The sequence below is a fragment of the Anaerococcus rubeinfantis genome (assembly GCF_001487145.1).
Lineage (GTDB): Bacteria > Bacillota > Clostridia > Tissierellales > Peptoniphilaceae > Anaerococcus > Anaerococcus rubeinfantis.
Genome location: NZ_LN913016.1, coordinates 1,236,282 through 1,249,595 on the forward strand (window position 1 = coordinate 1,236,282; position 13,314 = coordinate 1,249,595).

Sequence of the window (13,314 nt, forward strand, 5' to 3'; positions counted from 1 at the left end):
AAATTTATGTAATTTTTGCATCTCTCATCATTCTTTCAACATCATATTCTTTGATATATCCATATCCACCAAGAATTTGAACTGCTCTATCAGCAACGAATGATGCTGTTCTAGCTGCTTTTAATTTTGCCATAGCTGCTGCTACTGAATAATTTTCACCAGCATCTTTTAGGCTAGCTGCCTTATAAACTAAGTGTCTTGCTGCTTCAACTTCTATAGCCATTTCAGCTAATTTAAATTGAGTATTTTGGAATTTAGCTAAAGGACGACCAAATTGTTCTCTTTCTTTAGAATATTGTACTGCTTTTTCTAAAGCACCTTCTGCAATACCAAGAGCTTGAGCTGCGATTCCTATTCTTCCTCCATCAAGAGTAGCCATAGCAATCTTAAATCCTTTACCTTCTTCACCAAGTAAATTTTCTTTTGGTATTCTACAATCTTGGAAGATTAATTCCATAGTTGATGAACCATTGATTCCCATTTTGTTTTCAAGAGTACCAAAATCAAATCCTTTTGTTCCTTTTTCAACTATAAATGCAGAAATACCATGATTTCCTTTAGATTTATCTGTCATAGCAAATACTATATAAGTTTCAGCGTATCCACCATTTGTAATAAATATCTTTGTACCATTAAGTACATATTCATCACCATCAAGTTTTGCAACTGTTTGTTGACCTGAAGCATCAGTTCCTGCATTTGGTTCAGTTAGGGCAAAAGCTCCCAATTTTTCTCCGCTTGCAAGTGGTGTTAGATATTTTTTCTTTTGTTCATCATTAGCAAATTTATTTATACAATCTGCACATAAAGATGTGTGAGCTGATAAAATTACACCTGTTGATGCACAATATTTTGAAATTTCTTCAACTGCAAGCACATATGTAAGTGTGTCAGCACCTTGTCCGCCAAAATCTTCATCGAATGGAATACCAAAGAAACCTAATTCTTGCATTTTTGCAACTGTTTCTTCTGGGAACATATGTTCTTCGTCAACTTTTTGAGCTAAAGGTTTAACTTCGCCTTCTGCAAAATCATGAAACATTTCTCTCATTTCTTCATAATCTTCTGATAATTTATACATATTTTCTCCTAAATAATTTTCCATATTTATTATTTTTAACCTAAAAAATAATATTTAGAAACACTTTTGATTGCCTATGTTATTATATTAACAATCGCACTTAGACTTGTCAAGCCTTTTAGCTAATTTTTTATCAAGCTTTTAAGCTTTAAGTCCTTAAATATTTTGAAAATCTTTTCTTGGTAAATAAAAATCTAAATTGAACATACAATTTTGATTTAATTTATTAATAACAATATGAAAGAAAAAAGATTTCCCAAAATATCTTTACCTACACTATAATAATATCACAACCTGTCAATCTGTCAAATCTTTATCAATATATTCAAAATTTTTTAATTACCCTTATTTATTTAAAATTTGATTTTTAAAAAAATTGAAACATATATGTTACATGTTTTTATAGAAATCAATAAATGTTTTTTATATTTTAATTTTTTATAGGAAAACTTTTCCATTTGTTAAAATAATGTTATACTTAAATAGACAATTAATGTAGCAAGTTAATTCTACATATTAATTACTATTTAAATTTAGGAGGAAAAAATGTATTACAACAAAATTAACGATGGAATTATTGAAAAAATCAAATCATCTGTCAATGGAAAAGTTTATGTGGGAAAAGAAATAAATGAAGATTTTTTCCACGATGAAATGCCAATTTATGGACAAGGTGTTCCAGATCTTTTGGTTGATGCTACTTGTAAAGAAGATGTAGCAAATATTATGAAAATATGTAATGAAAATAAAATTCCTGTAATAGCAAGAGGTGCTGGTAGTGGTTTGACTGGCGCTGGCGTTGCTATTAAAAATGGTGTAATGATTAATATGCAATCTATGAACAAAATTTTAGAATTTGACGAAGACAACATGGTTGTTCGTGTTGAATCTGGAGTTTTGTTAAGTACTTTAGCTCAAGCCTGCCTTGATAAAGGATATTTATATCCACCTGATCCAGGCGAAAAAAACGCTACTCTTGGTGGAAATGTTTCACTAAATGCTGGTGGAATGCGTGCTGTTAAATATGGCACAACTCGTGATTATGTAAGAAAAATGGAAGTTGTTTTGCCAAATGGAGAAATTACAACTTTTGGATCTATTGTTTCTAAATCTTCTACTGGTTATTCTTTAAAAGATTTAATGGTTGGAAGTGAAGGTACTCTTGGAATTATAACTGAGCTTACTTTAAAAATAGTTCCAAATCCTAAACACACTGTATCATTAATTGTTCCTTTTGAAGATTTGGATGATTGTATTTCTACAGTTCCAAAATTATTCCAAAATAATTTAAATCCTCAAGCTATAGAATTTATGGAAAGAGATATTGTTATTGCAAGCGAAAAATATATAGGTAAGGAAACTTTCCCAAAAAATATGGAAGGAATTGATGTTGGAGCTTATTTATTAATTACTTTTGATGGCGATGATGAGGATTTAATCGACAATACTCTTGAACAAGCTGCTGAAGTTTTGGTAGATAACGGCGCTATTGATGTTTTGGTTGCTGATACTCCAAATGCAATTAGAGATGCTTGGGCTGCAAGAAGTTCTTTCCTTGAAGCAATTGAAACTCAAAATAAACTTTTAGATGAATGTGATGTGGTTGTCCCAGTTACAAAAATTGCTGAATATATAAACTTTGTTAACAAGGAAAGTGAATCTTATATGTTTGATGTTAAATCGTTCGGCCATGCTGGAGATGGAAACTTGCATATTTACACCCTATCAAATGAAGAAGATAAACTTGATCAATTTAAAGAAGAAGTCGACAAATTCATGGATGTAATTTACAAAAAAGCATATGATTTAGGTGGAAAAATTTCTGGTGAACATGGAATTGGTCATGGAAAGAAAAAATATCTAAAGAGCTTTGAAGGTGACGTAAATATTGAAATAATGAGAGGAATTAAAAAAGCATTTGACCCAAATATGATTTTAAATCCAGATAAAGTTATTGCCTTATTAGGTGAGTAAATTTAAAGGATTTGATTATGAATTACCTAAAAGAATTTGTAATCCTTTGTGTTTGTTTATTTTTAGGAGCTATTACAAGAAGTATTATAAATTATCCAATACCAGAACTTGTTTATGGAATGATTTATCTTTTTATAGCCCTACAATTTAACATACTCAAAAGTGAAGATATAAAAGAAACTTCTGATGGTATTTTAAAAAATTTAGCTTTTCTTTTTGTACCAGCAGGAGTAGGAATACTCGCTAATGTCGATGTCATTAAAGGAAAAATTTTTCAAATAATTATTTTAGTTATAATTGGAACAATAATTTCAATGGCTCTTACAGGACTTGTAGTGCAATTTTTACAAAGGAGGAAAGATGCTTGATAATCAATATTTTGGCATAGTTTTATCCTTTGCTGCCTACGAAATTGGAAAATGGATAAATAAAAAATTAAAAACTCCTATAGCGAACCCACTTCTTATTGCTATACTTTTGATTATAGGATTTTTATCCATCACAGGAATCGACTACGAATATTACAAAAAAGGTGGAGATTTTATAGCATTTTTTATAGGACCTGCAACAGTTGCAATGGTTTTAGATTTATATGCAAATCTTGACACACTAAAGAAAAATATTTTGCCAATAATTGTTGGAGTTGGATTTGGAACAATATTTTCATTTGTACTCGCCATATTTTTATCAAAAATATTCCAAATTGATAAAAATTTAGTTGCAAGTTTAATTCCACAATCAATAACCACAGCAATAGCAATTTCACTTTCCGGAGAATACCAAGGAATAATTGGACTTACTGCAATTGTAGTTGTAATTAGAGGAGTAAGCGGAGCAGTTTTTGCCCCTATCGTAATGAAAATATTTAGAATAAAAGATCCAGTTGCCCAAGGAGTTGCCATAGGAACTTCAGCCCATGCTGTTGGAACAAGCCAGGCAAGACTTATGGGAGAAATTCAAGGAGCAATGAGTGGGCTTTCAATTGCAATTGCAGGAATTACTGCTGTAATAATAATGCCAATTGCTATGAAATTAGTTGAAATAATAATTTAATAGAAAAATAAAATGAGCCTCAGTCGGCTCATTTTATTTCTTTTTAATATAAGATTTGTAGTTTTCTAATACTTTTTTGTAACCATCTTCTTCCAAAATATTTTCTACATATTCTTTAATTTTAGATGTTGGAAGAATTCTTTGATGATTTTTTTCCACTATTTTATCTAGATCATTTTTTAAAATAGAAAGGTCAGAAGAATTTAGTTCTATTTCTCCATCCCTAGCTGCATTTTTTATAGATCTTGAAATTTTTTCTATATCAAATAATTCAATTTTCCCATTTCTCTTTTTAACATATAATTTATTATCCAAAAAATTTTCAACAACCTCAATCTTTGCCTTATCCAACTCTTCTGCAATTTCTTCGATTGATAGATTTTTTCCTTTATAATAATCGATAATTATTTTTGTAAGATCTAACATATATCCCCCTAATTTTTTCTTATTATATTCTTACCCCAATTTTTTAGAAAATAAAAGATTGGACAAAATCAAATCTCAGACTGTCGACAAAGTATACAAATCCTCATGCTAAGAATATCATACGAAAAAAATTGATTTGATTTCAAATTTTAAAATTCGGAAAAAATCGCATTCTAAAATTTAAAGCTATGATTTTTTATTAAATAAATTAAATTCAATTAAATTTTAATTCTTCGTTTTATTCCGAGGGATAAATATTAAAATCGTGCCACTGGCACAATTTTAAGCTATTTATCTGTCCTCGCGTTAGCGAGTTTGCGATTTTAGAATTTTAAAATTTAGAAATCAACAATTTTTGGAGTCAGATATTCGTGCTTGAGGATTTGTCTACACTCTGAAATTGGACAAAATCCAATCTTTTTACTTATTTATTTTTTTGTATAATTTGGTGATTCTCTGGTTATTTGGATATCGTGTGGGTGGTTTTCTACGAGTGTTGCTGGGGAAATTTTTACGAATTTTGATTTTTCTTCTAGTTCTTTTAAATTTCCTGCTCCAACGTAGCCCATACCTGAGCGAAGGCCTCCAAGAAGTTGATAGATTACATCTCCAACATATCCTTTTAAGGCAACTCTTCCTTCTACTCCTTCTGGAACAAATTTTTTGGTATCATTTTGGAAATATCTGTCGCTTGATCCGGATTTCATTGCAGAAAGTGATCCCATGCCCCTGTATTCCTTGTATTGTTTTCCTTCAAATACTATTGTTTCTCCTGGGGATTCTTCCGTTCCTGCAAATAAGGATCCTGCCATTATTACACTTGCTCCACAAGCAAGGGCTTTTGTGATATCTCCAGAATATTTTATTCCTCCGTCTGCTATAATTGGAATATTATATTCTTTTGCAGCCTTTACACAATCAATTATTGCAGAAATTTGTGGAACTCCTACTCCTGTTACAACTCTTGTTGTACAAATTGAACCAGGTCCTATTCCTACTTTTACAGCATCAACACCTGCTTCAATCAAATCTTTTGTAGCCTCTCCTGTTGCAACATTTCCTGCTATTAATTGAAGGTTAGGATATTTTTCTTTTATTTTTTTAATTGCAGTAATAACTCCTTTTGAATGGCCGTGAGCTGTGTCGACTGTTACAACGTCAACTTTTGCGCTAACCAAAGCGTCAATTCTTTCCATCATATCGCGAGTAATTCCTACTGCAGCTCCTACCAATAACCTATCGTGATCATCTCTTGCAGAATCTGGATATTGTCTTGATTTTTCTATATCTTTAATTGTGATTAGACCTTTTAATTTAAAATCATCATCAACTATTGGAAGTTTTTCAACTTTTCCTGATTCCATTTTTTTAACCGCATCTTCCATAGAAATTCCAACATGACCAACGATAAGACCTTCTTTTGTCATAATATCATCAATTTTTACATTTTCGTCATCTTGAAATCTTACGTCCCTGTTAGTCAAAATTCCCTTTAAAGTCATCTTATCATCAACTATTGGAACTCCGCTTATTTTATAATTTGCCATTATTCCCAAGGCTTCTTTTAAAATATTTTCTGGACTTAAATAAAATGGATCGGTTATTACTCCGTGCTCACTTCTTTTTACCCTGTCAACTTCTTTGGCTTGTTCTTCAATTGACATATTTTTGTGTATTATTCCAATTCCACCTTGCCTTGCCATAGCAATTGCCATTTTTGATTCGGTTACTGTATCCATTGATGCTGACATCAAAGGAATATTTAATTTAATTTTATTTGTAAGATTTGTTTTTAATGAAACTTCGTTTGGTAAAACTTCTGATGGACCTGGAACCAATAATAAATCATCAAAAGTTAATCCTTCTCCTATTATTTGCATAAAGCCTCCTATTTTTTAAAATAATTTATTGCATTTTCAAATATTTTTTGCTCTTTTTTATCGTAAATATTTTTGTAAAGGTCTGAATCTAATCTTTCAACATGGCCCATTCTACCCAGGATTTTTCCGTCTTTGGATAAAATTCCTTCAATATTATAGTCAGAGCCATTTGGATTTATTTCATATACAGAAAAAATTTGACCATTTTCTAATAAATCTTTGTATTTTTCTTCATTTACAATAAATCTTCCCTCGCCGTGAGAAATTGGAATTTTGTAAGTTACATCCAAATCAAGACCACTTGTCCATGGGCTTTGGTTATTTAAAACTTTTGTATCAACAATTGTTGAAATGTGCCTATCATTTGTGTTGTAAGTTAAAGATGGGTCATCTTCTTCGATTTCTTTGATTTTTCCGTAAGGAAGAAGACCAGTTTTAATCAAAGTTTGGAATCCATTACAAATTCCAATTATTAATCCATCATTTTCATCAAGCATATATTCAATTGCATCTTTTATTTTTTTATTTCTTATAATATTTGCCAAAAATTTACCAGATCCATCTGGCTCATCTGCCATAGAAAATCCACCAGGGATGGCAAAAATTTGTGAATTTCTGATTGATTTAGAAAGATTTTCAATAGATTCTTCGATAGCTTTTTTGTCTAAATTTCTAAATAAATTTATATCAACTTCTGCCCCATATTTTTCAAAGGCTTTTTTTGTATCCCATTCGCAATTTGTTCCAGTTACGGCAAGGATTGAAACTTTGACCTTATCGACTGGTTTTTTTGATTTTAAAGAAACTTTCATCTCTTTTTGGTCGATTTTTTCATAAGGAATTTCTTCTTTTGGTGCAAATATTTGATCTAGTTCATTCAAATAAGATTTTTCTAATTTTTCAACGTCTAATTTTTCTCCATTTACAATTAAATCATCAGAAAATTCTCCAATTTTTTCAACAAAGTCTAAATCTTCTACATACTCAACAACAAAAGACCCGAACATTGGATTGTATAAATTGTCAAAATCTAGGGTAAAATTAGAATTTCCTAGGGCTTGTTCGTAAATATTTGCTAAAATCCCCTTATTATCAAGGGCAAGAGTAGAAATAATTTTTCCATCTCTCATAGCACTAATTAATTTTTCCAACAAATTTTTGTAATAATCAAGGTCAAGAGTCATATCGGAATTATATTTTGCCCTAACAAGACCAATTTTTCCCTTTCCTTTTAAGTCATTTGATTTTATATTTTCAATATCTTCAGTAGTCGTAGCAAAAGAAATTAAAGTTGGTGGAACATTCAAATCTTCAAAACTTCCACTCATTGAATCTTTTCCACCGATTGGAGGCATTTTGAAAAAGTTTGTTACTTCAAAGGCTCCCAAAAGTGATTTCAATGGTTTGGACCAAGATTTTTCATTATCCATTTTTTCATAAAATTCTTGGAAGGATAATCTTATTTTCTCCAAATCACTTCCAACAGAAACAAGTTTTGCAATTGATTCAATTACTGCGTAATATCCTCCCAAATATTGACTTTTTTCTGATAAATATGGGTCAAAGCCATAGGACATTATTGAAACAGTTCTAGATTTTCCTTCATTTACTGGAATTTTTGCAACCATGGCTTGGGATGGATTTACTTGTTTTTTTCCTCCAAGTGGTTGAAGAACTGTATTTTGTCCAATGGTTGAATCGAAAATTTCTATTAGATTTCTTTGGCTTATTACATTTAAGTCTTTTATTTTCTCATAAAAATATTTTGGATCTAAAGATTTTTCTTTCAAATATTTTGGAACTTCTTCGCTTACAAATTCGACTTTCGTATTTCTTTCTGCTCCATTTGTATTTATAAAATCATAGGAAATATCTGCAATTTTTTTATCATCATAGAACATTCTCATCCTATTTGTGTCAGTAACAACACCAACTAGTGCTGTTTCTACATTTTCTTCCCTACAATATTTCTCAAATTCTTCCCTATCATTTTTATCAATTAAAACTGCCATTCTTTCTTGAGATTCAGAAATTGCAATTTCTGATGGCTTTAGGCCTTCATATTTTAATTTTACTTTAGAAAGGTCAATATCAATTCCATCGTACAATTCTCCAATTGCAACTGAAACTCCACCAGCTCCAAAGTCGTTACATTTTTTTATAAGTTTTGAAACTTCGCTTCTTCTAAATAATCTTTGAAGTTTTCTCTCTTCTGGGGCGTTTCCTTTTTGAACTTGGGCAGATTCTGTAATTATTGAAGTTAGTTTGTGAGATTTTGATGAACCTGTTGCCCCACCAATTCCATCTCTTCCAGTCCTCCCTCCAATTAATAAAACTATATCATCTTTTTTTGGTGTAAGTCTTTTTACATTTTCTTTTGGAGCTGCGGCTATAACTGCTCCACATTCCATTCTTTTTGCCTTGTAACCTTCATGGAAAATTTCTTTTACAAATCCTGTTGCAAGACCAATTTGGTTTCCATAGGAAGAATATCCTTTTGCAGCAAGTTTTGAAATTTTTCTTTGAGCAAGTTTTCCTTCCATTGTCTTATCGACATCTTCCAAGATGTTTCCAGCACCTGTAATTCTCATGGCTTGGTAGACATAGCTTCTGCCTGAAAGTGGATCTCTGATTGCTCCACCAAGACAAGTTGATGCTCCACCAAAAGGCTCGATTTCTGTTGGATGGTTGTGGGTTTCGTTTTTAAACATCAAAAGATAATCTTCAAGACTTTCTTTTCCATTTTTTTCTACCCTAACTTTTACATAAACAGAGCAGGCATTTATTTCGCTTGAAACTTCCAAGTCATCAAAGTCATTTTTACTTCTCATATATTTTGAAAGAATTGTTCCAAAACTCATAAGATTTATCGGCTTTTTAATATCAAGCTCATCTCTCATTTTTAAATATTTTTCAAAAGAATTTTTAATAGCCTCATCAAGAACAGTTTTTGCCTTTATATCAATATCAAGACTGGTATTAAAAGTTGTATGCCTACAATGGTCTGACCAATAAGTATCTAATATTTTTATTTCGGTTTCGTTTGGATCCCTATTTTCTTTTTTAAAGTAATCCCTAACCATTTTCAAATCATTTTTATCCATGGCAAGGTCGTGATCTTTTAAAAATTTAGAAATTTCCTCATCTGAATAATTTATAAATCCATCATATATTTCATTTTCTAGATTTTTTTCCCTTTTTGTATCCAAACTTTCTGGCATTTCTTTCAAATCAATTTTGTGACTATCAACGGGATTTACTAGATAATTTTCAATTTTTTTAAGGTCATTTTCACTTAATTTTGAAAATTCATAGACAGTTGCAGTTTTACAGTCTGTTTTTTCATCCAAAATTAAATCTAGGGTATCGAGAACTCCCTTTCTTCTTTGGTCAAATTGACCTGGAAGATATTCAACTGCAAGAGCAGATTCAAAAGAATCCTCAAGTTTTTTTGCCTCATCTTTGGCATAAACATAATCAAGATTTCTTTCGGATAAGACATTATTAATTGCCTTATCCAAATTTTCATCGCTTATTTCAAGGTCATATCTGTTGTAGATATTTAATTTTTCTAATTTTATTTTCAAAAGATTTTCTATTTCTTTTTTGACTTCCTTGGACTTGTAATCGAACCTATCTTTTTTTCTTACATAAATTCTCTTAACCAAATTTTTCATGATTTTATCCTTAATGTCTGAAATGTCTGTTGTTGGTAAATACCATGGACATTTTGTATTCATTACATTTTTCAATTGAATCCTTATCTCTAATTGATCCACCTGGTTGGATTATTGATTTTACTCCAATTTTGTGAGCAAATTCTACACAATCATCAAATGGGAAAAAGGCATCTGATGACATAATTGAATCAGTAAAGTCTACATCTGGGTGGTTATTTTTGATTGATTCTAAAGCCCAAATTCTTGAAGTTTGTCCACAACCAACTCCCAAAGTTTTTCCATCTTTAACAATTACAATTGCATTTGATTTGGTATATTTTACAACAGTCATGGCAAATTTTAAATCGTCAATATCTTTTTTTTCTGGTTTAACTTCAGTTACAACTTCAAAATCATCTTCTTTTGTATCCCTATCTTGGACTAAAACTTTTCCTTCCAAATATTTTACATCCTCTTTTACAAAATCTTTTGAAAGGTCGACTTTTATTAGACGGATATTTTTCTTTTTAGATAAAATTTCCAAAGCTTCTTTTGTAAAGTCATTTGCCGCAACAATTTCAAGGAAAATTTCACTCATCATGCTTGCAGTTTTTTCATCAACTACTCCATTTAAAGCAACAATTCCACCAAAAATTGATAAGGAATCAGCTTCGTAAGCTTTTTTATAAGCATCAAAGGCATTTTCTCCAATAGCTGCCCCACAAGGAGATTGGTGTTTTAAAGCTACACAAGAATTTTCACCAAGTTCTTTGGCAAGTTCCAAGGCAATATTTAAATCATTATAATTGTTAAAACTCATTGCCTTTCCGTGAAGAATTTCTATATCTTTCAAAAGACCCTTTGCATAAGTATCTTCATAAAGGCTAGCTTTTTGGCTTGGATTTTCTCCGTATCTTAAATCTTCAATTTTTCTAAGACCGTAAGTTTTATATTCGCTTTCTTTTTTGGTCAAATCTTTGAAAAATCTAGAAATTACACTGTCATAATAAGCTGTAAGAGAATAAGCCTTCATAGCTAAATATCTTCTGTAATCCAAATCAACTTGATTATTTTTTAATCTTTCTAAAAGTTCTTCATAATCTTTTGGATCTGTCAAAACGATACAGTCCTTGTGATTTTTTGCAGCAGATCTAATCAAAGTTGGTCCACCTATGTCAATATTTTCAATAATATTGTCAATATCCTTACTCTTTAAGGACTCTTCAAACTTATATAAATTTACAACAACTATATCAATATCCTTGATATTATTTTCTTCCACAGTTTTTTTGTGATTTTCGTCATCTCTTTTGTAAAGAATTCCTCCATGAACATAAGGAGATAAAGTTTTTACCCTACCATCCAAAATTTCCGGAAAATTTGTTATCTCTTCAATTTCCTTTACATCTACTCCGCTTTCTTTGATTTTTTTGTATGTACCACCAGTAGATACAATTTCAACTCCCAAATCACTTAAACCTTTAGCAAGTTTTTCGACATCCTTTTTATCAGTAACAGATATTAAAGCTCTCATTTATCCCTCCATATTATAAAGCTTTCAGTCTAAATTAAAGACAAGAAAAGGGAAGCTAATAAAACATTAGCTTCCCTTGATAAAACATTAATCCATTCATAGACAAAATTGGGCATAGAAATCCAAAGACATATCTTAGTCTTTCAATTTTTTTCATAGATAAAATCATATTTGAAAATTTTCTAATTTTAAAAACAAAATCCATGATTATTTCCCCCAAATGAATGTAAAATTATCATACCATAGTTTTTTTGAAAATTAAAGATGTATTTTTATTTTTTTAAAAAATCTTTATATATTAAAACATAGGTAAAATTTTTGCATAAAAACATCAAGCAATCACTAAAAAACTATAACTATCGAAATAAGACATTAAAAATCAATACTTTTTGTATTTCAAAAAATATTTTTCACTTTCATTCCTTAAAAAAATAGCCTTACTGTTAGAAAGGCAATGTTTTAATTTATCTCATCCATAGCATCTTTTATAAGTTTTGGTGAAATTTTGCATTTTTCTTCGCTTACTGCACAAACTGCAAATCTTAATCCTTCTTTATTTGCAACTATATACATATTTTTTTCTTTTAATTTTTTAGAAACTTCTTTTGAATTTTTGCAAGGAATTGATATGAAAAATCCTCCAAAATATGGAAGTGTTACAAGTCCTACTTTTTTCGCATTTTCTGTGAAGGCTTTGGCTCTTTTTTCAAGCATTATTCTGTAAAATTCTAGCTCTTTTTCGTAGGATTTTTTCTTTTTTTCATCCTTTTCTAAATCAACCAAAATATTCATTCCTGCATGTGTTATATTTGACCAAATCGCCCTGTTTGAGTGTTTCATTGAATCAAAAGCCTCGTTTGCAATTTTCTCATTTGAAGAAATTATTATACAAGCTCCTGACCTTAGTCCGTAGGCTGTGTAAGATTTACTCATGGAATAAGCCACTGTAGTTATAATATTTTCTGGTAAATCTCCAAATTTTTTGAAAAATTTCTTTTGACTTCCGTCTCCTGCAAATTCTATGTAGGCAACATCAAGTAAAATCGTAATAAATTTTCCTTCAACTGCCCTTTCTTTTATAATTTTTAAAATTTTATCCCACATAGAATCTTCAATAGTAAATCCTGTTGGATTATTTGCAGGCGAATTAAATACACAAAGGGCCCTATCTTTTTTTTCTAAAGAAAAATCCAAGGCTTTTGTAAATTCTTTTAAATTAAATTCAAAGTTTTCATCCAAAAATTCATAAGTCAAAAATTCCCTATTGTATTCCTCACACATTGTAGCGTAAGCTGGCCAATACCAATTTGGACAAATTACATAATCGCAAGCTTCTGAAAAGCTCCAAAAAGTATGCCTAACTGCTCCACTTCCTCCGGCCGTTGCTACTGATTTTATAAATCCCTTTGGTTTATAATCTCCAAAACATTTTTCAATTACCAAATCCAAATAATCTTTGTCGCCCTCAATTGCCCCATAGCTTGCTATATCTTTTTTGTCCATATTTTTTAAAGTATCATAGACACTGTCAAAGGCAATAATATTTCCATCATCGTCAATCAAAGTCCCTAGAGTTGAATTTATAACTTTTTCTTTTCCAAATTTTTCGATTGCTTTTTTGCATTCACCACTAACTTTAAAAATGGCATCTTCAAGTCTTGGCCATTTAGCATGATCTGCTATAATATTTTTTCCCATAATTTTCCC

At 30.4% G+C, this 13,314-nt stretch carries 9 protein-coding genes; 3 read left to right on the forward strand and 6 right to left on the reverse strand.

Annotation, left to right across the window (positions count from 1 at the left end; genetic code table 11):
• Positions 1 to 4: 4 nt before the first annotated feature.
• Positions 5 to 1,081: an acyl-CoA dehydrogenase family protein gene (locus tag BN3265_RS06920; RefSeq protein WP_058990802.1), complete on the reverse strand. Its 1,077-nt coding sequence runs from the start codon at positions 1,079 to 1,081 to the stop codon at positions 5 to 7.
• Between the two features lie 546 nt (positions 1,082 to 1,627).
• Between BN3265_RS06920 and BN3265_RS06925 the strand changes: the two genes are divergently transcribed.
• The 3 genes from BN3265_RS06925 to BN3265_RS06935 are packed head-to-tail and all read left to right on the forward strand — an operon-like array spanning position 1,628 to position 4,108.
• Positions 1,628 to 3,055 carry an FAD-binding oxidoreductase gene (locus BN3265_RS06925; protein WP_058990804.1) on the forward strand — a complete coding sequence of 476 codons (1,428 nt, stop codon included), beginning with the start codon at positions 1,628 to 1,630 and terminating at the stop codon, positions 3,053 to 3,055.
• A 17-nt stretch (positions 3,056 to 3,072) separates the two neighbouring features.
• Positions 3,073 to 3,423, forward strand: coding sequence for a CidA/LrgA family protein (locus BN3265_RS06930; RefSeq protein ID WP_058990806.1), 351 nt, complete (start codon positions 3,073 to 3,075; stop codon positions 3,421 to 3,423).
• Positions 3,416 to 4,108, forward strand: coding sequence for an LrgB family protein (locus BN3265_RS06935; RefSeq protein ID WP_058990807.1), 693 nt, complete (start codon positions 3,416 to 3,418; stop codon positions 4,106 to 4,108). Before BN3265_RS06930 ends, BN3265_RS06935 begins: the two co-directional genes overlap by 8 nt.
• Positions 4,109 to 4,141: 33 nt before the next feature.
• Here BN3265_RS06935 and BN3265_RS06940 read toward each other — a convergent pair whose 3' ends face one another.
• The 5 genes from BN3265_RS06940 to BN3265_RS06960 all read right to left on the reverse strand — a co-directional run bounded on the left by BN3265_RS06940 (position 4,142) and on the right by BN3265_RS06960 (position 13,305).
• On the reverse strand, positions 4,142 to 4,534 hold the full coding sequence (locus tag BN3265_RS06940; RefSeq protein ID WP_058990810.1) for an ATP cone domain-containing protein: 393 nt from the start codon (positions 4,532 to 4,534) through the stop codon (positions 4,142 to 4,144).
• Between the two features lie 428 nt (positions 4,535 to 4,962).
• Positions 4,963 to 6,414 carry an IMP dehydrogenase gene (guaB, locus tag BN3265_RS06945; RefSeq protein WP_058990812.1) on the reverse strand — a complete coding sequence of 484 codons (1,452 nt, stop codon included), beginning with the start codon at positions 6,412 to 6,414 and terminating at the stop codon, positions 4,963 to 4,965.
• Positions 6,415 to 6,422: 8 nt separating this feature from the next.
• Positions 6,423 to 10,091: a phosphoribosylformylglycinamidine synthase gene (locus tag BN3265_RS06950; RefSeq protein WP_058991303.1), complete on the reverse strand. Its 3,669-nt coding sequence runs from the start codon at positions 10,089 to 10,091 to the stop codon at positions 6,423 to 6,425.
• A 10-nt stretch (positions 10,092 to 10,101) separates the two neighbouring features.
• A complete protein-coding gene (gene purH, locus BN3265_RS06955) occupies positions 10,102 to 11,607 on the reverse strand; it encodes a bifunctional phosphoribosylaminoimidazolecarboxamide formyltransferase/IMP cyclohydrolase (RefSeq protein ID WP_058990814.1) in 1,506 nt (501 codons plus the stop codon).
• Between the two features lie 459 nt (positions 11,608 to 12,066).
• Positions 12,067 to 13,305, reverse strand: coding sequence for an aminotransferase class I/II-fold pyridoxal phosphate-dependent enzyme (locus BN3265_RS06960; protein ID WP_058990817.1), 1,239 nt, complete (start codon positions 13,303 to 13,305; stop codon positions 12,067 to 12,069).
• Between the last annotated feature and the right edge of the window lie 9 nt (positions 13,306 to 13,314).